Source organism: Stenotrophomonas sp. WZN-1 (assembly GCF_002192255.1).
GTDB lineage: Bacteria > Pseudomonadota > Gammaproteobacteria > Xanthomonadales > Xanthomonadaceae > Stenotrophomonas.
This window is the reverse complement of the sequence record NZ_CP021768.1, coordinates 3,573,151-3,597,457: the sequence shown is the minus strand read 5'-3', so window position 1 is coordinate 3,597,457 and position 24,307 is coordinate 3,573,151. Positions and strand designations below refer to the sequence as shown.

Genomic DNA, 24,307 nt, shown 5'->3' with positions numbered 1-24,307 from the left:
GGCACCCACCGCACCCTTCCTCAGAAGATATCGAACGCGGCGGCGTCGGCCTGCGGCGTATTGAGGTTCAGGTCGTAGTCGGTCAGGCGGTCCATGTCTTCCACCTTCACCCACTCGGTGGCGCCGTTGAGGGTGGCCTGGACCATGCCGCTGGGCGGGTCGTTCTGCGCGATCGGGGTGTCCTTCAGCGCGGTGCGCATGTAGTCGATCCAGATCGGCAGGGCGGCCTTGCCACCGTATTCGCGGTAACCCAGCGAGCGGAAGTCGTCGCGGCCCACCCACACGGTGGTCACGTACGGCCCGCCGAAGCCGGAGAACCAGGCATCGCGGTGGTCGTTGGTGGAGCCGGTCTTGCCGCCCACGTCCTCGCGGCCGAGCACCTTGGCCTGGACGCCGGTACCGCGCTGGACCACGTCGCGCATCATCGACACCAGCTGGTAGGCGGTGCGGGCATCGATCGCGCGCGGGGCGGTGCGGGCATCCGGGTTGGCCGGTGCCGCCGGGGTTTCGACCTTGGCTTCGGCCTTGGCCGCAGCGGCCGGGTCCACCTTCGGGGCCGGGGCGCCGAAGTTGAAGCCGTCCACCACCTGGTTGACCGGCTGGTCGCTGCTGCCGGCGCAGTCGCGGCAGGCCAGCGCCGGGTTTTCCTTGAACACCAGGTTGCCGTCGCGGTCGTTGACCTGGTCGATCAGCCAGGTGTCCACGCGCGAGCCGCCGTTGGCGAACACGGCGTAGCCACGCGCCACCGACAGCGGGGTCAGCGAGGCGGTACCCAGCGACATCGACAGGTTCGGCGGCAGCTCCGATTCGGCAAAGCCAAACTCACTGATGTACTTGCGTGCGTAGTCCACGCCCATGCCATCCAGCAGGCGTACCGACACCAGGTTGCGCGACTGCACCAGCGCTTCGCGCAGACGCATCGGGCCGCGGAAGCCGCCGCCGTCGTTCTGCGGGGCCCAGGTCTTGCCGCGGCGGTCGCGGAACACGACCGGGGCGTCGAGCACGATCGAGGCCGGGTTGTAGCCCTTGTCGAAGGCGGCCGCATAGACGAACGGCTTGAAGCTCGAACCCGGCTGGCGACGGGCCTGGGTGGCGCGGTTGAACTTGTTGCCGGAGAAGCTGAAGCCACCCACCAGCGCCTTCAACGCGCCGTTGTGGGCGTCCAGCGAGACCAGCGCGGACTGGCCGCGCGGGATCTGGTCCAGCAGCCACTCACCTTCCTTGGCACCGGCGCGCACGCGCACGATGTCACCGCGCTGCACCAGCTTGCCCGGGGTCTTGTTGGTCCACTTGGCAGCACCGGCCGGCAGCACGATCTCGGTGCGGTTGGCGAGCACCACGGTGGCGCTGCCGTCGGCACCGGTGCTGGCGACGATCGCCGGCAGCAGGCCGGCCTGGCCGAACATGCCGCGCAGGTGCTCGGCGAGGGCGGCGGTATCGTCGCCGGCGCCCAGCTGCACCTGCTTTTCCACGCCGTGCCAGCCGTGGCGGTGGTCGTACAGCAGCAGGCCGTCGCGCACCGACTGGTTGGCGGCGGTCTGCAGGGTGGAGTCGATGGTGGTGGTGACGTGATAGCCCTTGTTGACCACGTCGCCGCCGAAGCGGGCGATCATTTCCTGGCGGACCAGCTCGGCCACGTAGGGCGCATCGACCTGCACCGGCGGCTCATGCGCGGTGGCGTGCATCGGCACGGCCTTGGCCGCGTCGGCCTCGGCCTGGCTGACGAACTTCAGGTCGGCCATTCGCTGCAGCACATAGTTGTCGCGGCGCTGGCGGGCACGTTCCGGGTTGGAGATCGGGTTGCCCGACGAGGGGAACTTGGGGATGCCGGCCAGCGAGGCCATCTCGTCCAGGTCCAGCTCGTTCAACTTCTTGCCGTAATAGAACTCGGCGGCGGCGGCCACGCCGTAGGCGCGGTTGCCGAAGAAACTCTTGTTCAGGTAGAGCTCGAAGATCTCGTCCTTGCTCAGCTCGGACTCGATCTTCCGCGCCAGCAGGATCTCGGCCAGCTTGCGGGTGTAGCTGTACTCGGAGCTGAGGAAGAACTGGCGGGCGACCTGCTGGGTGATGGTGGAACCACCCGGCACGCGCTTGTCGTTGGTGGTGGCCAGCAGCCACACCGCGCGGCCGATGCCCTTGTAGTCCACACCGCCATGCTCGTAGAAGCGGGCATCCTCGGTGGCCAGGAATGCCTGTTTCAGCTTCTCGGGCACGTCCTTCATGGTGATCGGGGTGCGCCGGGTCTCGCCGAACACCGCCATCAGCTTGCCGTCGGCAGCATAGACGTACATCGGCTCCTGCATTTCCACGTCGCGCAGGGTCTGCACGTCGGGAAGCTTGGAGGAAACGGCATAGTACAGACCGCCCACGGCGGCCGCGCCGATCAGCGCCAGGACCAGGACAATCAGGAAGATCCAGCGCAGCCAGCGGCGGAGTCGAGTCATCGGGTTCAGATTCCGATTGCGAATTTCGTGGTCGCAGAGTATAGATTACGCAAGGTGGCGGCTGGGGTCGGCACCGGGGAGCGCAAGGGGAATTGCCAGGGGCTGCATCGTGAATCCGTGAGGGATTTCACAGCAGGGCGGTTGCCATTTGCTAAGAATACGTTATTAATGCGCGGACGCAGCTCTTGCGTCCAAGTGCCCGTCGGCAGGGGAGAAACCGTGGGGCTCATCCCAAAAAGTCAGTCGCCGCTTGTTGGCGTCGACATCAGTTCGACTGCGGTAAAGCTTTTGCAGCTGTCCCGCAGCGGCAATCGTTTCCGCGTGGAACATTATGCTGTGGAACCTCTTCCGCCGAATGCGGTGGTGGAGAAGAACATCGTTGAAGTGGAGGCCGTGGGTGAGGCCATCCGCCGGGCGATGAACCGCTCAGGCAGCAAGGCCAAACTGGCCGCTGCCGCCGTCGCGGGGTCGGCGGTGATCACCAAGGTGATCCCGATGCCGGCCGATCTCGACGAAAACGACATGGAAGCCCAGATCGAGCTGGAAGCGGTCAACTACATTCCGTATCCGATCGAGGAAGTGAACCTGGACTTCGAGGTGATCGGGTCGATCCCGAACAATCCGGAGATGGTCCAGGTGCTGCTGGCCGCGTCGCGTTCGGAGAATGTCGAGCTGCGCCAGTCCGCGCTGGAACTCGGTGGCCTGCAGGCCAAGGTGATGGACGTGGAGGCCTTCGCGGTCGAGAACGCCTACGCCCTGGTCGCCAGCGAGCTGCCGGTGTCCATCGACGGCGTGGTCGCGCTGGTCGACATCGGCGCCACCATGACCACCCTCAATGTCCTGCGCGGCGGCCGTAGCCTCTACAGCCGCGAGCAGGTGTTCGGTGGCAAGCAGCTGACCGACGAGATCATGCGCCGTTATGGCCTGAGCTACGAGGAAGCCGGGCTGGCCAAGCGCCAGGGCGGCCTGCCGGAAAGCTACGAGATGGAAGTGCTGGAGCCGTTCAAGGAAGCCACGGTCCAGCAGATCAGCCGCCTGCTGCAGTTCTTCTATGCAGGCAGCGAATTCAACCGCGTCGATCACATCGTGCTGGCCGGCGGTTGCGCCGTGTTGGGTGGCCTGCCGGAGATGGTCGAGGAACAGCTGGGCGTGCCGACCGTGGTCGCCAACCCGCTGGCGCAGATGACCCTGGGGCCGAAGGTGAACGCGCATGCGTTGGCCCAGGACGCCCCCGCGCTGATGATCGCGACCGGTCTGGCGCTGAGGAGCTTTGACTGATGGCACGCATCAATCTATTGCCCTGGCGCGCCGAGCGGCGCAAGCAACGCCAGCGCGAGTTCTACGCAATGCTGGGCATGGCCGCTGTCGGTGGCCTGCTGTTGTCGCTGATGATCTGGTTCTATTACGACCGTCAGGTGAGCGGCCAGATGGACCGCAACGCCTATCTGGAAGCCGAGATCGAGAAGGTCAAGGAACAGAACAAGGAGATCGACCGCCTCGACGCGCAGAAGGAACGCCTGCTGGCCCGCAAGAAGGTGATCGAGGAACTGCAGGCCAAGCGCTCGCAGATGGTCCACCTGTTCGACGCGCTGGTGCGCACCATCCCCGATGGTGTGGTGCTGACCGCGCTGAAGCAGGAAGGGGATGTGCTGACGCTGGAAGGCCGCACCCAGTCCAACGCCCGCGTTTCGGCCTACATGCGCAACCTGGAAACGTCCGGCTGGATGACCAACCCGGAGCTGTCGATCATCGAAGCGCGTGACCCGGAGAAGGACAAGGACGGCAAGGCCGGCCCGCTGGCCGACATCAAGGCGCTGCCGTATGTGTTCGTGGTCAAGGTGAAGCTGCCGGCACAGAGCGAAGAGGTTTCGGCGACGCCGGGCCTGAACGCCGATGGCTCGGTGGCGACGGCTGCGCCGGCACCGGTGGCTCCGTTGGCCGCAGGTCCGGATGCCGCGACGCCTGCGGCTCCGGCAGCAGGCCAGCCGGCAGCGGCTCCCGCCGCACCGGCCGCTGCACCGTCGGCCACTCCGGCCAAGCCCAACCAGCCGGCCGCACCGGCCGCCGCGCCGGCCCCAGCACCTGCCCCGAAGCCTGAGGGCAGCCGCCTGGCGCAGCCGCCGCAGGCCTTCAATGCGCTGCTGCAGGGGGACCGCGCATGAGCCAGAAGATCGACATCAAGAACCTGGATTTCAACGACATCGGCAACTGGCCGCAGAAGGCCAAGATCGTCTTCTGCTCGTTGCTGGCACTGGTCATCATGTTCGTGGCGTGGATGCTGCTGATCAGCGGCAAGCGCGAGGAACTGGCCGGCCTGGAATCGAAGGAAACCGAGCTGCGCACCGAGTTCACCAAGCAGCAGGAACGCGCGGTGAACCTGGGGCCGCTGAAGCAGCAGCTGGCGCAGATGGAGCAGGTGCTGCAGCAGATGCTGCGGCAGCTGCCGAGCAAGACCGAAATGCCCGACCTGATCATCGACATCTCGCAGACCGCGCTGTCCAGCGGCCTGACCAACGAGCTGTTCGAGCCGGAGCAGGAGCAGATCAAGGAGTTCTACGCCGAGAAGCCGATCAAGCTGCGCATGGTGGGCAGTTACCACCAGTTCGGTGCGTTCGTCAGTGGCGTGGCCTCGCTGCCGCGGGTGGTGATCCTGACCATGCATGACATCAACCTCAAGCCCAAGGAAAAGAGCGGCGGCAACGTCCGCAGCGGTGCACTGGAACTGTCCGGTACGGTCAAGACCTACCGCTACCTGGACGAGACCGAGGTGCAGGCGCAGCAGGCGGCCGACGCTGGCAAGGAGGGCAAGAAGTGATGCGCGCGCAGACCGTACGTGGTGCGATGGTGCTGGCTGTGCTGCTGCTGGCCGGTTGCGGCCGTGGCGTGACCAGCACGCCCGGCGACGCACCGAACCTTGAGAAGTGGGTGGAAGGCGAGCGTGCGCGACCGGCGCAACCGCTGGAGCCGCTGCCGGTGATGCAGCAGTTCGAGACCTTTGAATACTCCGCGCAGGGCATGCGCGATCCGTTCACCGATGCCTGGACCAATCCGCAGCAGGGGAATGGCGGATTGCGACCGGACCCGAACCGGCGCAAGGAGCCGTTGGAAGGCTTCCCGCTGGATGCGCTGGACATGGTCGGCACCATCGGCACCGGTGCAGGCACCGTGGCGCTGGTGATGGGGCCGGACAAGGTCACCTACCGGGTTCGCCCGGGCGGTTACCTGGGGCAGAGCGACGGGCGGGTCACGGCGGTCTTCGAAGACCGCGTGGAGCTGATCGAACTGGTGCCGGATGGCGCGGGTGGCTGGCTGGAACGGCCGGCAACGCTCTCGCTTGAAGATCAATGATCGTTTACTGGGGATAGCACGATGACCTTTCACCAAGCCAAGGGGCTGCGTCCCATCCGGCGCTCTACCTTGAACCGTGTCAGCGCGCTGGGAGTCGCGCTGATGCTGGCCTGCGCTCCGGCGCTGGCCGCCGCACCGGCGGAAAAGCCGGTGGGCGCCACCGTGGCACCGGCCGCCGCGCCGGCCGGCCTGTCGGTGGCCAAGATCGATTTCAAGCGTGGCGATGACGGCGCCGGGCGCCTGATCGTGCAGTTCGACGGGCAGGGCGCGATCCCTGACCTGCGCACGCAGGGCAACAGCGTGGTGGTCGACGTCGGCAATGCCCGGCTGCCGGCCAACCTGCAGAAGCCGATGAACGTCACCGACTTCGCCACGCCGGTACAGCGCATCGACGCCAAGCCGTCCGGTGCCGGCACCCAGCTGGTGCTGAGCACTGGCGGCGCCGTGGAATCGCTGGCCTACCAGAGCGGCAACGAGTACGTGGTCGAGATCAGCCCGCGGCAGGCCCAGGCCGCCGTGGGTGCGGTCACCGCCGGCAGCGTCACCCAGGCGGCCAAGGCCGTCGGCCAGCGCGGCTTCACCGGCAAGCCGGTGACCTTCAACTTCCAGGACGTGCCGGTGCGCACCGTGCTGCAGTTGATCGCCGAGGAGTCCAACCTGAACGTGGTGGCGTCCGACTCGGTGCAGGGCAACGTGACCCTGCGCCTGGTCAATGTGCCGTGGGACCAGGCGCTGGACATCGTCCTGCGCGCCAAGGGCCTGGACAAGCGTCGCGACGGCAGCGTGATCTGGGTGGCGCCGCAGGCTGAACTGGCCAAGTTCGAGCAGGAAAAGGAAGACGCGCGCATCGCCATCGAGAACCGCGAAGACCTGCAGACCGACTACATCCAGATCAACTACCACAGCGCCACGCAGATCTTCAAAGCGCTGACCGAGGCCAAGGGCATCGGCGGCGGCGGCGGTGGTGGTGGCAGTGGTGGCGGTGGTGGTGGTTCCTCGCAGGAAGACAGTGGCTTCCTGTCCTCGCGTGGTCGCATCGTGGCCGACGAGCGCACCAACACGCTGATGATCAGCGACATCCCGAAGAAGATCGCGCGCATGCGCGAGCTGATCAACGTGATCGACCGCCCGGTCGACCAGGTGCTGATCGAAAGCCGCATCGTCATCGCCACCGATACCTTCGCCCGCGAGCTGGGCGCGAAGTTCGGTGTCAGCGGCAGCCGTGACAACGTGTACTTCAGCGGCAGCCTGGATGCCAATGCCGAGACCCGCAAGTCGCAGGTCGCAACCGACCTGGCCAATGCCAAGGCCGAGCGTGACTGGGAAGCCGGTGGCCGGGTCGGCCCGCCGCCGGTGAAGTCCGGTTCGGCGATCACCCGTGGCCTGAACTGGAACCTGCCGGTGGCCGCCGCCAGCAACCCGGGTTCGCTGGCGCTGTCGATCCTCAATGCCGGTTACCTGCTGGACGTGGAGCTGTCGGCCATGCAGCAGGAGTCGCGAGGCGAGGTGATCTCCAACCCGCGCGTGGTCACCACCAACCAGCGCGAAGCGATGATCAAGCAGGGCAAGGAGATCGGTTACGTCACCATCAGCGGTGGTACCGCGGGCGGCGTGGCGACGCCGAACGTGCAGTTCAAGGAAGTGGTGTTGGAGCTGAAGGTCACCCCGACCATCACCAACGACAACCGCGTGTTCCTCAACATGCAGGTGAAGAAGGACGAAGTCGACCAGCTGATCCAGCTGGAGGGCTACGGCACCGTGCCGTCGATCAACCGACGCGAAGTCAACACCGCGGTGCTGGTCGAGGATGGGCAGACCGTGGTGATCGGTGGCGTCTACGAGTTCACCGATCGCAACAGCATCAGCAAGGTGCCGTTCCTGGGCGACGTGCCGTTCCTGGGCAACCTGTTCAAGAAGCGCGGTCGCAACAAGGACAAGGCCGAGCTGCTGGTGTTCGTCACCCCGAAGGTGCTGCGCGTGGCCAAGCAGAACTGAGGCAACGCACCGAAGTCTTCGAAGAAGGGCCGCCCCGTGCGGCCCTTTTCCGTTTGGGCTGGCGGCATGCACGAAGCAGATCTACGCCCTGCGCGGATGGCTGTTCAGCCGATCTTGATGCCAATCGCAAGGCACCCTGCGATGATGTCGGGAACCCGTGCCATCCTGCGCCGGTCAAAGGCCCCCATGAACCTGCCACCGCCGATGCCCGAAACCGTCTCGCCGCCGCCCGCGCCGACCACTTCCCGCCTGCATGCGGCGTTCACCCAGTTGCGCGATGCGTTGTCGACCGAGATCGTCGGCCAGGCGGCACTGGTCGAACGCCTGCTGATCGCGCTGCTGGCCGACGGCCACCTGCTGGTGGAGGGCGCGCCGGGCCTGGCCAAGACCACGGCGATCCGTGCACTGGCCTCGCGCCTGGAAGCAGACTTTGCCCGTGTGCAGTTCACCCCCGACCTGCTGCCGGCCGACTTGACCGGCACCGAGATCTGGCGCCCGCAGGAAGGCCGATTCGAGTTCGTGCCTGGCCCGATCTTCCACCCGATCCTGCTGGCCGACGAGATCAACCGTGCACCGGCCAAGGTGCAGTCGGCGCTGCTGGAGGCCATGGGCGAGCGCCAGGTCACCGTTGGCCGCCACACCTATGCGCTGCCGCCGCTGTTCCTGGTGATGGCCACGCAGAACCCGATCGAGCAGGAAGGCACTTTCCCGCTGCCGGAAGCGCAGCTGGACCGCTTCCTGATGCATGTGCGCATCGGCTACCCGGACCAGGCGGCCGAATCGGAAATCCTGCGGCTGGCCCGCGAGCGCGCCCGTGGCGCGTTGGGCGAGGCCGCGCCGGCGCCGGACAAGATGCCGATGCAGGACGTGTTCGATGCCCGCCGCGAAGTGCTGGACCTGCACATGGCTCCGGCGCTGGAGCGGTACCTGATCGAACTGGTGCTGGCCTCGCGCGACCCGTCGCGCTATGACGCCGGCCTCGGCCGCCGCATCGCCTGGGGTGCCAGCCCGCGTGGCTCCATCGCACTGGAACGCTGCGCACGTGCGCGCGCCTGGCTGGCCGGCCGCGACTTCGTCACCCCCGATGACGTGCGTGCGGTCGCCGCCGACGTGCTGCGCCATCGCGTGCTGCCCAGCTATGAAGCCACCGCCGAGGGCTGGGACGGCGAGCGCCTGGTGCAGGAGCTGCTGGCCCGGGTGCCGGCACCCTGAGCCTGCGCATGACCGATCCATCCCTGGAACAGGCACCGTCCGCGCTCGAAGGTGACGGGCTGCGCCCGCAGCTGGCCGAACTGGTCGCGCTACGGCGGCTGGCACAGCGTCCGCCGCCGCCGCGCCGTGGCCGCACCGGCAACGCGGGCCAGGCACCGTCCCAACTGCGCGGCCGCGGCATGGAATACGCCGAGTCGCGCGAATATGTAGCTGGCGACGACGCGCGCCACATCGATTGGCGCGTGACCGCACGCACCGGCCGCGCCCATACCAAACTGTTCCAGGCCGAACGCGAGCGGGTCAGCCTGATCGTGGCCGATACCTCGCCGGCGCTGTACTTCGGCACCCGCGTGCGCTTCAAATCAGTGCAGGCCGCACGCGCCGGTGCTGTTGCCGCGTGGTCGGCGCAGCGCCGTGGTGATCGCGTGGGTGCGCTGCGTGGCAGCGACCGCGAAGCGCCGATCGCGCCTGCCGGTGGCCCACGTGGCGTGTTGCGCGTGCTCGACGCGCTTACCCGCTGGTATGCACAGCCGCCTGCCGACGATCTGGGCCTGGAGCGCGCGTTGGATCATGCCGGTCGCGTGCTGCGCCCCGGGGCACGCATGCTGGTGCTGGCCGATCCGCAGCAGGCCATCCGTATTCCACCGGCGCGCTGGAGCGCGCTGGCCCAGCATCACGACCTCAGCCTGGTGCTGCTGGTCGATCCACTGGAGCTGCATCCCCCCTCGGCGGCGCTGCAGTTCCAGACCGCACAGCAGCGTATCGGCCTCGACCTGCGCCGCAGCGACGTGCAGGCACACTGGCAGGCGCATTTTGTCGAGCCGCTGCAGGAACTGCGGCGCCAGCTCGGCGCGCGCCGCGTCGACGTGCAGGTGCTGTCCTCCGATGCGCCCAGCGACGCCTGGCTCGCGCCGTCGCCGACCGAGGTGCCGGCATGAGCGCCGCTCTGCCGCTGCGCGATGTGCAGCTGCCACCGGCACCGTCATGGTGGCCGCCCGCCCCCGGTTACCTGATGATCGGCGCAGCGGTCGTGCTGGTGCTGCTGGTGATCGCCGTGGTGATGTGGCAGCGTCGCCGCCGTCGCCAGCGCTGGTTGCAGCTGTTCGATCAGGAGCTGGCAGCCACCACCGACGCTGCAGCAGAACTGGCGGCGATCGCAGGGCTGCTGCGCCGGGCCGCGCGTCATGCGGCGCCGGGCAGTGAATCGCTGCGCGATGACGCCTGGTGGCAGCGTGTGGACCCGCAGGGCACGCTGCCCGCCGCACGTCGCAGCCTGCTGGCCGAAGGCGCCTATCGACCGCGCGTCGACAGCAACGACGTGGCCGCTGTTCGCAGCTGGGCCCGCGAACGCTATCTGGCGATGCTGCTGGAGCGCCGCCGATGAACCTGTGGACGACCTATTGGCCATGGCCGGACCTGCAGCTGGCATGGCCGCTGGCTTTGCTGGCGCTGCCGTTGCCGCTGCTGATGCACTGGTGGAAGTGCCGTGCAGAACCGGGCGCCGCACTGCGGGTGCCTTATGCGGCTGCTGAACTGGAAGCGCTGTCTGGTGGCGGCCGTGTTGACGTGTCGTGGTTGCGCACGCTGCTGCTGTGGCTGGGCTGGTGTGCGCTGTGCATCGCGTTGGCGCGACCGCAGCAGCTGGGCGAAGCCGTCACGCCGCCGCAGCAGGGCCGGCAGATGATGCTGGCGATGGATGTGTCCGGCAGCATGGGCGAGGGCGACATGGTGCTGGGCGGCCAGGCCGTGGATCGCCTTACCGCAGCCAAGGCCGTGCTGGCCGACTTCCTTGATCGTCGTGCCGGCGACCGCGTCGGCCTGCTGATCTTCGGCGACCGCGCCTACACGCTCACGCCGCTGACCGCGGACCTGGCCAGCGTGCGCGACCAGCTGCGCGACAGCGTGGTCGGCCTGGCCGGGCGCGAGACCGCCATCGGTGATGCCATCGGCCTGGCGGTGAAGCGCCTGCGCAGCCAGCCGGAGGGGCAGCGGGTGCTGATCCTGTTGACCGATGGTGTCAGCAATGCCGGTGTGCTGGAACCGCTGCGCGCCGCGGAAGTGGCGCGCGCCGAAGGCGTGCGCATCCACACCGTTGCGTTTGGCGGCGATGGCAGCATGCGGTTGTTCGGCATTCCGATTTCCACCGACCAGGATCCGGTCGATGAGGCCACCCTGAAGAAGATCGCCAGCATGACCGGCGGCCAGTTCTTCCGTGCGCGGGACACCGCGCAGCTGGCCGGCATCTATGCCGAGCTTGATCGCCTGGAGCCAGTGGCCGCAAAGGGCCCGAGCCTGCGCCCGCGCGAGGAGCGCTATGCGTGGCCGTTGGGCCTGGCGTTGCTGCTGGGCGCATTGGCCTGGCTGTGGCCGGAGCGTCGCCGATGATCGCGTTTGCTTCGAATCTTCCCGACTGGGACGCGCTGCACTTCCTGCGGCCCGAGTGGTTGTGGGCACTGCTGGCGCTGCCGCTGATCATCGCGTTGGCGCTGTACCGGCAACGGCGCAGTGATGTGTGGCGGCAGGCGGTGGACGCACATCTGTTGCCGCACCTGCTGGCCGCCGGTGCAAGGCGGCGGGCACGTCTGCCTTGGGCGGTGCTGCTCGGCTGGACGCTGGCATCGCTGGCCATGGCCGGTCCGAGCTGGCGGCAGCAGGCACAACCGATGTTCCAGGCCAGCGCACCGTTGCTGGTGGTACTGGACCTGTCCAGCCGGATCACCGCAACCGATCTGCCACCGTCGCGCCTGCTGCAGGCGCGGGCGAAAGTGGGCGAGCTGCTGCGCGCACGCCAAGGCGGGCAGGTGGGGCTGGTGGTGTACGCCGATGATGCCTACACCGTGGCACCGCTGACCGACGACGGCAGCAATGTTGCGCTGTATCTGGATGCGCTGTCGCCGGACGTGATGCCGCGCGATGGCCAGCGTGCCGACCGCGGCATCGACTGGGCGGCACGCTTGATGCGGCAGATCGGTGCGTTGCAGGGGCAGATCCTGCTGGTCAGCGATCAGGCGGACAGCGAAGCTGCACTCGCGGCGGCGCAGGCGCGCAGCCTGGGCCTGCAGGTGTCGGTGCTGGGCCTGGGCACGCCTGCCGGTGCGGCCTACCGCGATGGCAGTGGGCAGATCCGCCAGGCTGCGCTGGATGAGGGCAGCCTGCGTGCGGTCGCCACTGCAGGGGGCGGCCGCTATGCACGCATCTCCGCCGATGACAGTGATCTGCGTGCGCTCGGTGTACTCGACGCGCGCGAAGGCACGGCGGCGCAGCGGCCGGGCGAAGGCAAGCAGTGGCGTGACGAAGGCTTCTGGCTGCTGCCGCCGGTGATGCTGCTGGCATTGCTGGCCTTCCGTCGTCGCGCGGTGCTGGCCGCGGTGCTCGCGGTCGGCCTGCTGCCGTGGATGAATGACGCGCAGGCGCAGGCCCCTGCGACGCCTGCCTCACAGCCGGCACAGGGCACGCTGTGGAAGCGTAGCGACCAGGTGCAGCACCAGCGCTTGGCCGAAGGTGTTCAGGCGTACCGCAACGGCGATTTCGCCACTGCACGCAAACTGTTCGAAGGCATCGACAACGATGCCGGCTGGTACAACCTGGCCAACACGCTCGCACGCGAAGGCCACTACGACGACGCCATTGCCGCCTACGACCGTGCGCTGGCACTGCATCCGGGCATGGCCGATGCGGTGGCCAACCGTGCCGTGGTCGATGCTGCACGCAAGCGCAGGCAATCCGGTGGCGGCCAGGGCCAGGATCAGCAGAAGCCGCCGCAGAACGGGCAGCAGAAGCAACCGCAGAGCCCGCAGGGCCAGCAGAACCCACAGGGGCAGCCGCAGCAGGGCCAGAAGTCGCCCGGGCAGGGCCAGCCGTCTTCAGGCCAGCAAGGGCAATCCAAGCCTGGCGATGACACCCCGCGGTCGAACCCACAGCCTGGCGAGCGTGGTCGCGATGGCCAGCAGGCGCCGCCGCAGGTGGAGGATGCCAAGGCACAGGCGCAGGCCGACGAACAGCAACGCCAGCGCATGCAGCAGGCAATGCAGCAGGCACGCGAGGGCAAGGCCGAACAGGAGGGCAAGCCCGTGCCAGGCAGCGAGGGCGCCACCTCGCGCCAGCGCGAGGAGCAACAGGCCGTGGAGGCGTGGATGCGACGCGTGCCGGATGATCCGGGCGCATTGCTGCGGGCCAAGTTCCAACTGGAAAACGAACGCAGGAAGAGGGAAGGGCGATGACGCGGGCGATCAAGATGCACGGGCACTGGCCACGACAGGTGCTGGCGGCGCTGCTGCTGTGGCTGCCGCTCATCGCCTGGGCGCAGCCGCGCGCGTGGCTGGACCGCGACCGCATCGCGATGGGCGACACCGTCACCCTCAATGTCGAGAGCGATCAGGGCGCGCCAGACTTCACGCCATTGCGTACCGACTTCGACCTGAGCGGGCAGACCAGCAGCCGCCAGGTGGAGTGGAGCAATGGCAGCATGCAGCAGCGCAATCTGTATGGCGTGGCGCTGACCCCACGGCGCAGCGGTGCGCTGGTGGTGCCGGGCCTGCAGGTGGGCAGTGTGCGCACCGCGCCGCTGACGCTGCAGGTGGATGCGGCCGTCGTGGCCGGGCCGGACAGCAATGCGATGGCCTTCATCGAAACCGTTGTCGATGACGATACGCCGTATGTGCAGCAGAGCGTGGGCGTGGTGGTGCGCTTGTATTTCGCCTCGCAGCTGGCCTCCGGCGAACTGGTGCTGGATACCCCCGCGGGCGCGTCGTTGCAGCGCGTGGGCGACGATCGCACCGATGTGCGCCAGGTCAACGGGCGCCGCTACAACGTGGTCGAACGGCGTTTCCTGCTGATCCCCGAGCGCAGTGGCGCGTTGAAGCTGGCCGGTGCGCGGTTCAGTGGCCGCAGTGCCGGTGGCTTCTTCGATGATTTCTTCGGCGGCGGCGATGGTCGCATGAATGCCACCAGCGCCGACCGCACGCTGCAGGTGCAGGCACAGCCGGCGCAGGCCCCGCAGCCGTGGTTGCCCCTGCAGAGCCTGCAACTGCGCTACACCAGTGCGCCGACCAGTGCCCGCACCGGTGAGGCGGCCAACGTGGTGGTCGAAGCGGTTGCCGAAGGCGCGACGCGCGCGCAGTTCACCGACCTGCCGGTGCCGGATGTCGGCGCCAATGCGCAGGTGTTCGCCGAACCCGCGCAGTACGAAGAGACCTTCAACGGCAGTACGCCACGCCTGAAGATCACCCGCCGTTATTCGATCGTGCCGCGCCAGCCGGGTTCGCTGGTGGTGCCGGGGCCGCGCCTGCCCTGGTGGGATGTGCGTAACGGCAAGGCGCAGGAGGCGAAGCTGCCGGACCTGACGCTGGCCGTCGCGGCCGGCACCGTTACTGGCACTGCCTCACCGGCACCGTTGCCGCCGATCGACACCGACGCCGCGCTGCCCGGTACCGATGGCCAGGATAGCCGCATCGCAGCGACCGATCCGCGTGCCAGCGGCCTGTCCGAGCGTCCGTGGCCGTGGATGGCGGCGGCCATCGGCCTGGCGTTGCTGTGGCTGCTGACCCTGCTGTGGGGCTGGCAGAGAGGTCGCCGCCCGCGTGCGGCGGCGCCTGCAGCCGGCAAGTCATCTGTGCCGACTGTGGCGAGCGGACGTGCCGGCCTGGCCGAACTGCGCCGCGCGCTGGATGGCGAAGGCTTCGACCAGGTGGAAGCACAGCTGTGTGCGATGGCCGGTGTTGAACGCATCGAGCAGGTCATCGCGCGGCTTGGGGATGCAGCCCAGCGCCAGGTGCTGCAGGACCTGCAGCAGGCGCGCTGGGGCGGGCAGGGTGATCTGGCGCCGCTGCGTTCGCGCCTGCGCGAGGCCTTCCGTGACGGACCGCACTGGTCGGCGGCTACGGGCACCGCAGACACTGGCCTGGCGCCGCTGTATCCACCGCGGCGAACCTGAACCGGCGCCGCTTGTGCGCTTTGTTAGAGTGCATTCATTTTTCGAGGAAACCCGCGTATGACAGCAGCTGCTGCCGACAAGAAGAAGTTGCCCCTGCATTGGAAGATGGGCATCGGCTTTGCGATCGGCCTGGTCTTGGGACTGATCGTGCACGCCCTGGGCGGCAGCGTCGATGGTCTGCAGGCCGGTGCCAAGTGGGTAATGGACTACGTCACCACCCCGGCGTCGGGCCTGTTCCTCAACCTGATCTTCATGCTGATCGTGCCGCTGATCTTCTCGGCGCTGATCATGGGCGTGTCGGAGATGGGCGATATCCGCGCCCTCGGCCGCATCGGCTGGAAGACGCTGGCCTACACCGTGCTGCTGTCCGGCATCGCGGTGGGCATCGGCCTGGTGCTGGTCAACCTGCTCAAGCCGGGTGCGGGCGTCGATCCGCAGACGGCAGCACTGATGCTGTCGGAGAACGCCGAGCGCAGCAAGGAGATTGTCGCTGGCATCCATGGCACGCCGAAGGGCATGGACATGCTGCTGTCGATCGTGCCGAGCAACGTGCTGCAGGCGGCGTCGGACAACGGCGCGATCCTGTCGCTGATGTTCTTCGCGCTGATGTTCGGCATCGGCATGGTGCTGACCGACAACGAGAAGGTCGCCCCGCTGCGCCGCGCCATCGAGGGCGTGTTCGAAATCTCGATGACCCTGATCAACCTGGTCATCCGCCTGGCCCCGTACGCGGTGGCCTGCTTCATGTTCAACCTGGCCGCGCTGTTCGGCTTCGAGCTGATCATCCGCCTCGGTGCCTACGTGGGCGTGGTGGTGCTGGCGCTGGGCCTGCACATGATCGTGACCTATGGCACCGCCGTTTGGTTGTCGGGCCGCTCGCCGCTGTCGTTCTTCCGCGATACCCAGGAAGCGACGGTGATGGCGTTCTCCACCGCCTCCAGCAACGCGACCCTGCCGACCGCGCTGCGCGTGGCCGACCAGATGGGCCTGCCGCAGCGGGTGTCGCGCTTCGTGTTGACCGTGGGCGCCACCGCCAACCAGAACGGCACCGCGCTGTTCGAGGGTGTGACGGTGATCTTCCTGGCCCAGTTCTTCGGCGTGGACCTGAGCATCGGCCAGCAGATCATGGTGATGGCGGTCTGCATCCTCGGTGGCATCGGTACCGCCGGCGTGCCGTCGGGATCGCTGCCGGTGGTGGCGATGATCTGCGCGATGGTCGGTGTGAATCCGCTGGGCATCGGCCTGATCCTGGGCGTGAATCACTTCCTGGACATGTGCCGTACCGCGCTGAACGTGACCGGCGACCTGGCCCTGACCACGCTGGTGGCCAAGGGCGAGTCCCACGACGGCCCGGCGCTGGGCCCGCAGCAGGACTGAGTCCCGCGCCACTGCTGGCGGCCTGATCGGGGTCGGATTCCTTTCCGCGGGGAAAGGGCTCCGACCCCGTTTCACATGCGGAATCCGGCGGCGATCGTGCAACTGCCGGCCAGCGGCCGGCACGACCGGGCAAGGTGAACCGACCCCCCCCACCCGGCGACTATGGGACAATAGGCCGCCCGCACGTCCGCGGCCGCCTCCCGATTCCGACAGAACCATGACGCAGCCTACCCGTCGCCAGTTGGCCAACGCCATCCGCTTCCTTGCCGCCGATGCGGTTGAAACCGCAAAGTCCGGCCACCCCGGCATGCCCATGGGCATGGCCGACATCGCCGAAGTCCTCTGGAACGACTATCTCCGCCATAACCCGAGCAACCCGCACTGGTTCAACCGCGACCGTTTCGTGCTGTCCAACGGCCACGGTTCGATGCTGCAGTACGCGCTGCTGCACCTGAGCGGTTACGACCTGCCGATCGAGCAGCTGAAGCTGTTCCGCCAGCTGGGCAGCCACACCGCCGGTCACCCGGAACGCCACGAGACCCCGGGCGTGGAAACCACCACCGGCCCGCTGGGCCAGGGTTTCGCCAACGCCGTGGGCTTCGCCCTGGCCGAGAAGCTGCTGGCACAGCGCTTCAACCGCCCGGAGCTGGAAGTGGTCGACCACCGCACCTGGGTGTTCATGGGCGATGGCTGCCTGATGGAAGGCGTGTCGCATGAAGCGGCCTCGCTGGCCGGTACCTGGGGCCTGCACAAGCTGGTCTGCTTCTGGGACAACAACCACATCTCCATCGACGGCAACGTCGAGGGCTGGTTCACCGACAACACCCCGGAGCGTTTCGAGGCCTATGGCTGGAACGTGGTTCGCGACGTCGATGGCCATGACCCGGAAAGCATCAAGGCCGGCATCGAGGCCGCGCTGTCGCAGAGCGACAAGCCGACCCTGATCTGCTGCCGCACCACCATTGGTTTCGGTTCGCCGAACAAGGCGGGCAAGGAATCCAGCCACGGCGCACCGCTGGGCAAGGACGAGCTGGAAGCCACCCGCAAGCAGCTGGGCTGGGAATACGGTCCGTTCGAGATCCCGCAGGCGATCTACGACGGCTGGCGCGCCAATGGCGCCGGCACCCTGCGCCAGGCCGAGTGGGAACAGCTGTTCGACAAGTACGCCAGCCAGTACCCGGCTGAAGCGTCCGAGCTGACCCGCCGTTCGCACGGCGAGCTGCCGGCCGACTTCGTTGCCAAGGCCGATGCCTACATCGCCCAGGTGGCCGCTGAAGGCCCGACGATCGCCTCGCGCAAGGCCTCGCAGCTGGCCATCGAAGCCTATGCCCCGCTGCTGCCGGAAATCGTCGGCGGCTCGGCCGACCTGGCGCACTCCAACCTGACCCTGTGGAAGGGCAGCAAGTCGGTCGCAAGCGACGACGCCAACGCCAACTACGTGTATTACGGCGTGCGCGAGTTCGGCATGACCGCGATCGCCAATGGCCTTGCCCTGCACGGTGGTTTCATTCCGTTCGACGCCACCTTCCTGGTGTTCAGCGATTACGCCCGCAACGGCGTGCGCATGAGCGCGCTGATCCCGGCCCACGCCATCCACGTCTACACCCACGACTCGATCGGCCTGGGCGAAGACGGCCCGACCCACCAGCCGGTGGAGCATCTGGCCTCGCTGCGCTACATCCCGAACAACGACGTGTGGCGTCCGTGCGATGCGGTCGAGTCGGCGGTGAGCTGGAAGGCCGCGATCACCCGCCAGGACGGCCCGAGCTGCCTGGTGTTCAGCCGCCAGAACCTGCCGCACCAGCCGCGCAACGCCGAGCAGATCGCCCAGATCGAGCGCGGTGGCTACGTGCTGGCCGATGCCGCCGGTACCCCGGACGTGATCCTGATCGCCACGGGTTCGGAAGTCTCGCTGGCCACCGAAGCCAAGGCCCAGCTGGACGCGGCCGGTATCAAGACCCGCGTGGTTTCGATGCCGTCCACCGACGTGTTCCTGCGCCAGGATGCGGCCTACCGTGAATCGGTGCTGCCGAACGCCGTGCGCAAGCGCGTGGCCGTGGAAGCCGGCGTCACCGGTTTCTGGCGCCAGTTCGTCGGCCTGGACGGTGCGGTGATCGGTATCGACACCTTCGGTGCCTCGGCCCCGGCCGACCAGCTGTACAAGCACTTCGGCATCACCACCGCCCACGTGGTGGAAGCCGCCAAGGCGCTGTAAGCCGCCTCGCGGTGCAACAAGGGAAAGGCCGGCGCAAGCCGGCCTTTCTCGTTGCCGGAAGAAAAAGGGGACGGAGGGGATTAAGTCGTTTGTGCACATGCGACTTAAACCCCTCCGTCCCCTTTTCTCAGGCGGTACGCGCCAGTGCCAGCCGCAGCAGGCGTGCGTCCAGGCGCTCTGCGAAATCCTTCGGTGCCTGCAGGCCCATGCGCTGCAGGTACACCGCATCGCCGTCGCCGGCAGGTTGACGCAGCGCTGCCCAGACCGTGCGCAGCTTGTCGCCGCGGGTCTGCGTGTTGGCCTTCAGCCAGCCCAATGCCTTCACCAGCACCTGCTCGATCTCGTTGAAGTCGCTGCCCAATGGATAGTCGGGCAGGCTGCCGTCGGCGCGGAACGGTGCCAGTGCAGCAGCCAGTGCCTGCGGCGTATTGCGCTGCTGGCGCTCAGGATCCGGTTGCGCAGCTGCCAGCAGCTTGCGCGAGGCGAGGGCCTGCTGCAGCAGGCCACCCTGGAACGGTGCTTCGGTGATCGCGGTCATCGCGTGCACGCAGTCCTCGTCGGTCAGGCCGCGCAGATCGGCGATGCCATACTCGTTGAGGTAGATGTCGCGCAGGTGGCGCGGAATGGTGGTGTGGCCGTAGTTCCAGCGCACGTTCGATTCGCGCCGGCCCTTGTCATCGCGCGCGGCGCGGAACATCAGCACGCTGCGGGCTTCCGGCAGCGCATGCGCCATCGCCACGAAGTTGTACTGGCCGCCCACACCGGATACCACGCGTCCATCGTCCAGCGCGTCCGACACCGCCGCGCCCAGCGCGGTGGCCATCATGCAGGAGTTGAAGAAGCGGGCATGGCGGCGCTGCAGGCGTTCCAGCGTCTCGTTGCCACCGTACAACTGGTTGATCTCGCTGATCCGGCGCATGCCGATGGCGCGGCACTCGTCTTCCGGCAGCGTGCGCAGCCACTCGTAGAATTCCGGCGAGCCCAGGTAGAACGCGCCGTGCAGGTACTCGCCTTCAGCGGCCAGGGTGGCATGGTCGATGGACAGCGTGCTGCCGTTCTCGATGCGCTGCATCAGCGCCAGGTCGTCGTGCACCTTGCGCTTGATCACCCCGGTCTGCACCAGCCGGCGGAAGCCTTCGTTGAGCATCTCGCTGCAGCCGTACAGTCCCACCTCGAATGGGTCCACACCACCGATTTCCTGCACCAGGGGGTGGCTGGCCAGCTGCGGATCCAGCGCGTGCAGCACGCGGCGGTAGCGCGCGTTGTCGGTGTGGCGCAGCACCAGCGCATGGCTGAGCGCGTCGGCCAGCGTGCCGATGCCGATCTGCAGGGTGCCGCCGTCGCGCACCAGCGTGCTGGCATACAGTCCGATGGCGTAGTCGGCGTCGCCGACCGGCTGGCGCGGCAGGCCGAACAGCGCCGGATACGGCGGCGGCGGGGTGATCACCAGATCGAAGAACGACACGTCGACCGTGGCCGAGCCGCCCAGGTAGGGCAGCTGCGGATCGATCTCGGCGACCAGCAGCGGGCGCGGCAGGCCACGTGCGCTCATCGCATCCAGCGTGTCCTGGGTGATGTCGTTGTTGCACGACAACGACAGCCGGCGATCGTCCGGCCGCATCGCCACCTTCTGCACGATCACCTGCGGCGCGCGCTGCGCCACCGCATCGGCGGCGTGGGTGTAGTTCAGGCTGGTGTAGCTGGACTGCGCCTGCCGCGAACCGAGCAGGGCGCCGGACTGCATGTAGAACTCTTCCACCTGCACATGTGCTGGCAACGCGTCGCGCGCGATCGCATCGGCATAGGCCAGGCGCGGGAAATCGTCGCCGAAATGGCGCTGCGCGAACGGTGCCAGGAAGCGCGCCTCCAGGCCATTGCCGCGTGCCTTCGGCGGGTTCAGCGACAGCGCGGTATACAACTGCAACGGTCGCGACGGGTCCTGTTCGACGCGCGCGTACAGCGCATTGAGCAACCGATGCGGCTTGCCCAGTGCCAGCGGTGCTCCGATCCGCAGCGGCCCGTCCACGCGCGCAAACAACCAGTCGACGGCGGCGTCCAGGTCGGTGAGGTGTTCGGTCATGCGCGGTGGTCCTGCGTGTGGGGGAGTGCGGGCATTACAGCATGTCGGGCTTGAACCGCCGTCGACGCGAGACTTCCGCGCCGGACACCATGAACTGCCCATCGCCGCGGTAATGCACCGTGCGCGGCAGCTTCGGCCGGGGCGCAACATGGGCGCGCACGATTTCCCAGATGAATAGATTGCTCGCTGCCACCTGGCTGTCGTCGTACAGGCGGCATTCGAAGCACGAATGGCATTGCCCGACCAGCGGCGCGCCGACCTCGCGCGCGGGCAGCGCGTCGAGCTTGAAACGGGCGAACTTGTCGACCTCGCGGCCACTGCAGTTGCCGATGTCCACCACCGTATCGAGCAGCTCCACGCCGGGCACGTTGATCACGCACTCGCCGCTGCCGCGCGCCAGCGCATGGCTGTGGTTCTCGTGCCACAGGTAGGTGGCGACCAGCGAAGGCGAGAAGCCCATCACCATGTGCCAGCCCATCGTCATCAGGTTGCGCTGGCCGCGCCACGCCGTGCTGACCAGCACGATCGGGCCGGGTTCGAGGAAGCGGCGGGCCTGCTCGACAGGGAAATCCTTCTTGGGCAGTGCTTTCATCCGGGGCCCTGGGGCAGGGGGAAACCATGCTGGCGCAGCCGGGATGAACCCGGAGTCGAGGGGCTTGACATGAGGTCTGATTACGCGCGTAATCAATCCGTCGATTACGGATGTAAACCATGACCCCGATCAGCGAAGCCGAAGCCGTTGTGATGGAAGTGCTGTGGCAGCAGGCACCGCGCAGCGCCGATGACGTGGTGGCCGCGCTGGCCCATCGCGACTGGGCCGAGCCGACCATCAAGACCCTGCTCAACCGCCTGCTGACCAAGGGCGCGATCGCCGCCGAGCGCGATGGACGGCGTTACCTGTACCGGCCGCTGCTGCAGCGACAGGCGTGGGTGGAGGCGCAGAGCCAGGACTTCATCGGGCGTGTCTTCGAAGGGCGTGTGGCGCCGCTGGTCGCGCACTTCAGCGAACGGGGCCAGCTGAGTGCGCAGGACATCGCCGAACTGAAGAAGCTGATCCAGGAGCTGGACCATGACTGAGCTGCTCGACGGACTGTGGCAGGCCAGCCTGTGGCTGGCAGTGGGCGTGGTCCTGCTGGCGGTGCTGCGACCGCTGCTGGTGCGGTTGGGGGGGGCCGGGCTGGCCTACCGCAGCTGGTGGCTGCTGCCGCTGCTGCTGGTGGCCCTGCTGCTGCCGCTGCCACAGGTTGCGCTGTTGCAGCATGTGCCGACGTTGCCGTTGAAAGTGGTGCCGGGGGCTGCCGACGGTGTGGCTGCGCGGTCGTTGCCTGGGGCGTGGTTGTTGCTGATGGCCTGGGCGTTGGGCATGGGCATCTGCCTTCTGCGCGACCTGCGCGCGCAGCGTCGCTTTGAACGCAACATGGGGCCACTGAGGCCGCGCTCCGATGGCAGCTGGCAGGCCAGTGGCGATCCCGGCTTGCCCGCACTGGTCGGTCTGTGGCGCCCCCGCATCGTGGTTGGCCCCGACTTCGACCAGCAGTTCAGTGCACAGGAACAGAGCCTGATCCTGCAGCACGAGCGCAGCCACCGGCGCAATGGCGATCACTGGGCCAACGGTGCACTGCTGCTGGTGCGCGCGGTGTTCTGGTTCCACCCGCTTCTGTCGTGGGCTGCGGGCCGCTTCCTGCGCGACCAGGAGCTGGCCTGCGATGCCCGTACCATCGCCCCGCAGCCTGCGCTGCGTGGCCTTTATGCCGGCACGCTGCTGAAGGCGCAGCTGGTCCACCCGGTTGCGCCCGCGGTCTGCCATTGGCGCAGCCAACCCGTGTTGAAGGAGCGTATCGCCATGTTGAAGCAGTCCAAGCGGAAGGCATTGCCGTGGGTGTCGGGTCAGGTGCTGGTGGTCGGCCTGTGCCTGGGAATGGGCGCGGTGGCGTGGGCCAGCCAGGGCACTACGATGGCCGGCAGCCCGGCAGCGGCGGTCATGGATCGGGAGATACAGGTCGACAAGATGCCACCGCCGTCCTACCCGAAGTCTGCGATCGAGCAGCGCCAGGTAGGCGTGGTGAACCTGCGCGTGGAAGTGGATGCGCAGGGGCGTCCCACTGATGTCCAGGTGCTCAGTGCCACCAATCCGGGCGTGTTCGACGCGGTGTCGATCGCTGCAGCGCGCAGCTGGACCTATCGTCCGGCAATGAAGAACGGCAAGCCGGTGGCAGGCGCAGTGAAGATTCCGATCACCTTTGCCATGGACGATACCGAGGACGCGAAGTGAAGTGCGCGCCGCTGCTGATGACCGCGGCGCTGTTGGCCGGATGCGCGAGCCAGGAGCGGCTGACCACGGTGGATACCCGCAGCGAGAATGTCGGCCACCAGCGCCTGCAGCCGCAGGCGGGCGGCGGCAGTGGGCAGCTGCAGGTGTATTCGCTGGGTGCGACCGAGGGCTACCGGATGCCGCAGCTCTACGCGGCACCGGACCCGGAGGTCGGCGATCGTGATCCGCGCGCGGAACTGGCGCCGACCACCATCTGCCTGCAGGTGGTAGTGGATGCGCAGGGCAGCGTCGAACGCAGCATGCCGCTGACCGATCGGCAGGACTGCGCCGCAGGGGCTGCACGCGAGAATGCGCCCCTGCTGCAGGCTGCCCAGGACGCCGTGGCGATGTGGAAGTACTCGTCCGCAGCGGTCTGCCATTTCGCGGCTGGCAAGGTGCCTGCCGACCGCGGCGACTGTCGCGGCGCCGAACGGGTCGAGCCGGTGGCGGTCACCCTGCAGTACGCCTTCACCTTCGAGATCGTGAAGGGGCAGCATGTAGTGCGGACGCAGGGAAAATGAGCGCCCGTGGTCCGTGATGGAAACCGATAGCGCCGGGCCCTACCCGAGCGCACCGGTGCGTATCAGGCCCCGCCCTGGATATTGGCCTTCACCGCGGGCTGCATCAGCACCGGTTCGGCCAGTGTGGCATCGCGTGCCTCGCGCACGCTGACGAACTCCGCCTCGGCCACGCCGTCATGCACGTGGATGTTGTGCGCGCGCTGTTCGCCGATGGTGGTTTCGTTGGCGAAATCACGGCCGCCCGGGCCGTAGTCGTGGCAGATGAACACGCGGGTGGCATCGGGCAGGGCCAGCAGGCGCTGGATCGAACGGTACAGTTGTGCGGCATCACCGCCCGGGAAGTCGCAGCGGGCAGTGCCGCCGTCGGGCATGAACAGCGAGTCGCCGGTGAACAGCGCATCGCCGATCAGGTAGGCGATGCTGTCGCTGGTGTGGCCGGGCACGGCGATCACCTGTCCAAGCAGTTCGCCAACGGCAAAGGTTTCGCCATCGCTGAACAGATGGTCGAAGATCTCATCCGCAGCTGGAAGCTGCAGGCCATAGCGTGGTGCGAAGGTCGCCTGCACCGCGCGGATGCCTTCACCGATGGCCAGCGTGGCCTGCGGAAAGCGCTGCTTGAGCCGGCGCCCGGCTGACACATGGTCGGCGTGGGCGTGGGTTTCCAGCAACCAGCGCAGCTGCAGGCCTTGTTGTTCGATGGCCTGCAACGCGGCATGCAGCGGCGCTTCACTGCTGGCGTCGGTATCCGGGTCGTAGTCCAGGACCGGGTCGATCAGCGCCGCCTCGCCGCTGGCCGGGTCGCTGACCAGGTAGCTGAAGGTATTGCTGTCACGGTGGAAGAACGACTTCACCTGGACCGACATCGGAACCCT

20 protein-coding genes are annotated in these 24,307 nt (G+C 67.7%); 16 read left to right on the top strand and 4 right to left on the bottom strand.

What is annotated here, in order from left to right; translation table 11 throughout:
* Positions 1 to 20 precede the first annotated feature (20 nt).
* A complete protein-coding gene (locus tag CCR98_RS16850) occupies positions 21 to 2,444 on the bottom strand; it encodes a penicillin-binding protein 1A (RefSeq protein WP_087923502.1) in 2,424 nt (807 codons plus the stop codon).
* Positions 2,445 to 2,663: 219 nt separating this feature from the next.
* Between CCR98_RS16850 and CCR98_RS16845 the strand changes: the two genes are divergently transcribed.
* The 13 genes from CCR98_RS16845 to tkt all read left to right on the top strand — a co-directional run bounded on the left by CCR98_RS16845 (position 2,664) and on the right by tkt (position 18,523).
* Positions 2,664 to 3,722, top strand: coding sequence for a pilus assembly protein PilM (locus tag CCR98_RS16845; RefSeq protein ID WP_014038321.1), 1,059 nt, complete (start codon positions 2,664 to 2,666; stop codon positions 3,720 to 3,722).
* Positions 3,722 to 4,606, top strand: a complete 885-nt coding sequence (locus tag CCR98_RS16840) for a PilN domain-containing protein (RefSeq protein WP_087923501.1) — start codon at positions 3,722 to 3,724, stop codon at positions 4,604 to 4,606. The genes CCR98_RS16845 and CCR98_RS16840 overlap by 1 nt, the downstream gene beginning before the upstream one ends.
* Complete coding sequence (pilO, locus tag CCR98_RS16835) at positions 4,603 to 5,259, top strand: type 4a pilus biogenesis protein PilO (RefSeq protein WP_087923500.1); 657 nt, start codon at positions 4,603 to 4,605, stop codon at positions 5,257 to 5,259. Before CCR98_RS16840 ends, pilO begins: the two co-directional genes overlap by 4 nt.
* Positions 5,259 to 5,792: a pilus assembly protein PilP gene (locus CCR98_RS16830; RefSeq protein ID WP_005418914.1), complete on the top strand. Its 534-nt coding sequence runs from the start codon at positions 5,259 to 5,261 to the stop codon at positions 5,790 to 5,792. Before pilO ends, CCR98_RS16830 begins: the two co-directional genes overlap by 1 nt.
* Positions 5,793 to 5,813: 21 nt before the next feature.
* Positions 5,814 to 7,787, top strand: coding sequence for a type IV pilus secretin PilQ family protein (locus CCR98_RS16825; protein ID WP_087923499.1), 1,974 nt, complete (start codon positions 5,814 to 5,816; stop codon positions 7,785 to 7,787).
* Positions 7,788 to 7,973: 186 nt separating this feature from the next.
* Entirely contained in the window at positions 7,974 to 8,999 is a 1,026-nt protein-coding gene (locus tag CCR98_RS16820; protein ID WP_087923498.1) for a MoxR family ATPase, read from the top strand.
* Between the two features lie 8 nt (positions 9,000 to 9,007).
* A complete protein-coding gene (locus tag CCR98_RS16815) occupies positions 9,008 to 9,937 on the top strand; it encodes a DUF58 domain-containing protein (protein WP_087923497.1) in 930 nt (309 codons plus the stop codon).
* A complete protein-coding gene (locus tag CCR98_RS16810; RefSeq protein ID WP_087923496.1) occupies positions 9,934 to 10,383 on the top strand; it encodes a DUF4381 family protein in 450 nt (149 codons plus the stop codon). Before CCR98_RS16815 ends, CCR98_RS16810 begins: the two co-directional genes overlap by 4 nt.
* Positions 10,380 to 11,384, top strand: a complete 1,005-nt coding sequence (locus tag CCR98_RS16805) for a VWA domain-containing protein (protein ID WP_087923495.1) — start codon at positions 10,380 to 10,382, stop codon at positions 11,382 to 11,384. Before CCR98_RS16810 ends, CCR98_RS16805 begins: the two co-directional genes overlap by 4 nt.
* Positions 11,381 to 13,219, top strand: a complete 1,839-nt coding sequence (locus tag CCR98_RS16800) for a VWA domain-containing protein (protein WP_087923494.1) — start codon at positions 11,381 to 11,383, stop codon at positions 13,217 to 13,219. Before CCR98_RS16805 ends, CCR98_RS16800 begins: the two co-directional genes overlap by 4 nt.
* Complete coding sequence (locus CCR98_RS16795) at positions 13,216 to 14,931, top strand: BatD family protein (protein ID WP_087923493.1); 1,716 nt, start codon at positions 13,216 to 13,218, stop codon at positions 14,929 to 14,931. Before CCR98_RS16800 ends, CCR98_RS16795 begins: the two co-directional genes overlap by 4 nt.
* A gap of 57 nt (positions 14,932 to 14,988) precedes the next feature.
* Positions 14,989 to 16,308 carry a dicarboxylate/amino acid:cation symporter gene (locus tag CCR98_RS16790; protein ID WP_014648249.1) on the top strand — a complete coding sequence of 440 codons (1,320 nt, stop codon included), beginning with the start codon at positions 14,989 to 14,991 and terminating at the stop codon, positions 16,306 to 16,308.
* Between the two features lie 217 nt (positions 16,309 to 16,525).
* Complete coding sequence (gene tkt, locus CCR98_RS16785) at positions 16,526 to 18,523, top strand: transketolase (protein WP_049442708.1); 1,998 nt, start codon at positions 16,526 to 16,528, stop codon at positions 18,521 to 18,523.
* A 127-nt stretch (positions 18,524 to 18,650) separates the two neighbouring features.
* Here tkt and CCR98_RS16780 read toward each other — a convergent pair whose 3' ends face one another.
* Together CCR98_RS16780 and CCR98_RS16775 are read right to left on the bottom strand one after the other, a co-directional pair.
* On the bottom strand, positions 18,651 to 20,603 hold the full coding sequence (locus CCR98_RS16780; RefSeq protein WP_087923492.1) for an acetyl-CoA hydrolase/transferase C-terminal domain-containing protein: 1,953 nt from the start codon (positions 20,601 to 20,603) through the stop codon (positions 18,651 to 18,653).
* 34 nt (positions 20,604 to 20,637) lie between these two features.
* Complete coding sequence (locus CCR98_RS16775; protein WP_087923491.1) at positions 20,638 to 21,195, bottom strand: flavin reductase family protein; 558 nt, start codon at positions 21,193 to 21,195, stop codon at positions 20,638 to 20,640.
* A 119-nt stretch (positions 21,196 to 21,314) separates the two neighbouring features.
* Between CCR98_RS16775 and CCR98_RS16770 the strand changes: the two genes are divergently transcribed.
* From CCR98_RS16770 to CCR98_RS16760, 3 genes are read left to right on the top strand one after another with little or no spacing between them, the layout of a single operon-like run.
* Positions 21,315 to 21,680, top strand: coding sequence for a BlaI/MecI/CopY family transcriptional regulator (locus CCR98_RS16770; RefSeq protein ID WP_010484077.1), 366 nt, complete (start codon positions 21,315 to 21,317; stop codon positions 21,678 to 21,680).
* Entirely contained in the window at positions 21,673 to 22,875 is a 1,203-nt protein-coding gene (locus CCR98_RS16765) for a TonB family protein (RefSeq protein ID WP_087923490.1), read from the top strand. Before CCR98_RS16770 ends, CCR98_RS16765 begins: the two co-directional genes overlap by 8 nt.
* The gene (locus CCR98_RS16760) at positions 22,872 to 23,435 is read left to right on the top strand and encodes a hypothetical protein (protein WP_087923489.1); all 564 of its coding nucleotides are present in this window, start codon (positions 22,872 to 22,874) and stop codon (positions 23,433 to 23,435) included. Before CCR98_RS16765 ends, CCR98_RS16760 begins: the two co-directional genes overlap by 4 nt.
* Positions 23,436 to 23,497: 62 nt before the next feature.
* On the opposite strand, the gene CCR98_RS16755 is transcribed toward CCR98_RS16760, so the two are convergent.
* Positions 23,498 to 24,298, bottom strand: coding sequence for an MBL fold metallo-hydrolase (locus CCR98_RS16755; RefSeq protein WP_087923488.1), 801 nt, complete (start codon positions 24,296 to 24,298; stop codon positions 23,498 to 23,500).
* Between the last annotated feature and the right edge of the window lie 9 nt (positions 24,299 to 24,307).

Coding starts and splice junctions, on each gene's coding strand:
- CCR98_RS16770 (WP_010484077.1), top strand. CDS start 21,315: ATGACCCCGATCAGCGAAGCCGAAGCCGTTGTGATGGAAGTGCTGTGG.
- CCR98_RS16755 (WP_087923488.1), bottom strand. CDS start 24,298: ATGTCGGTCCAGGTGAAGTCGTTCTTCCACCGTGACAGCAATACCTTC.
- CCR98_RS16840 (WP_087923501.1), top strand. CDS start 3,722: ATGGCACGCATCAATCTATTGCCCTGGCGCGCCGAGCGGCGCAAGCAA.
- CCR98_RS16805 (WP_087923495.1), top strand. CDS start 10,380: ATGAACCTGTGGACGACCTATTGGCCATGGCCGGACCTGCAGCTGGCA.
- CCR98_RS16765 (WP_087923490.1), top strand. CDS start 21,673: ATGACTGAGCTGCTCGACGGACTGTGGCAGGCCAGCCTGTGGCTGGCA.
- CCR98_RS16820 (WP_087923498.1), top strand. CDS start 7,974: ATGAACCTGCCACCGCCGATGCCCGAAACCGTCTCGCCGCCGCCCGCG.
- CCR98_RS16795 (WP_087923493.1), top strand. CDS start 13,216: ATGACGCGGGCGATCAAGATGCACGGGCACTGGCCACGACAGGTGCTG.
- pilO (WP_087923500.1), top strand. CDS start 4,603: ATGAGCCAGAAGATCGACATCAAGAACCTGGATTTCAACGACATCGGC.
- CCR98_RS16780 (WP_087923492.1), bottom strand. CDS start 20,603: ATGACCGAACACCTCACCGACCTGGACGCCGCCGTCGACTGGTTGTTT.
- CCR98_RS16850 (WP_087923502.1), bottom strand. CDS start 2,444: ATGACTCGACTCCGCCGCTGGCTGCGCTGGATCTTCCTGATTGTCCTG.
- CCR98_RS16830 (WP_005418914.1), top strand. CDS start 5,259: ATGCGCGCGCAGACCGTACGTGGTGCGATGGTGCTGGCTGTGCTGCTG.
- CCR98_RS16825 (WP_087923499.1), top strand. CDS start 5,814: ATGACCTTTCACCAAGCCAAGGGGCTGCGTCCCATCCGGCGCTCTACC.
- tkt (WP_049442708.1), top strand. CDS start 16,526: ATGACGCAGCCTACCCGTCGCCAGTTGGCCAACGCCATCCGCTTCCTT.
- CCR98_RS16800 (WP_087923494.1), top strand. CDS start 11,381: ATGATCGCGTTTGCTTCGAATCTTCCCGACTGGGACGCGCTGCACTTC.
- CCR98_RS16815 (WP_087923497.1), top strand. CDS start 9,008: ATGACCGATCCATCCCTGGAACAGGCACCGTCCGCGCTCGAAGGTGAC.
- CCR98_RS16790 (WP_014648249.1), top strand. CDS start 14,989: ATGACAGCAGCTGCTGCCGACAAGAAGAAGTTGCCCCTGCATTGGAAG.
- CCR98_RS16810 (WP_087923496.1), top strand. CDS start 9,934: ATGAGCGCCGCTCTGCCGCTGCGCGATGTGCAGCTGCCACCGGCACCG.
- CCR98_RS16775 (WP_087923491.1), bottom strand. CDS start 21,195: ATGAAAGCACTGCCCAAGAAGGATTTCCCTGTCGAGCAGGCCCGCCGC.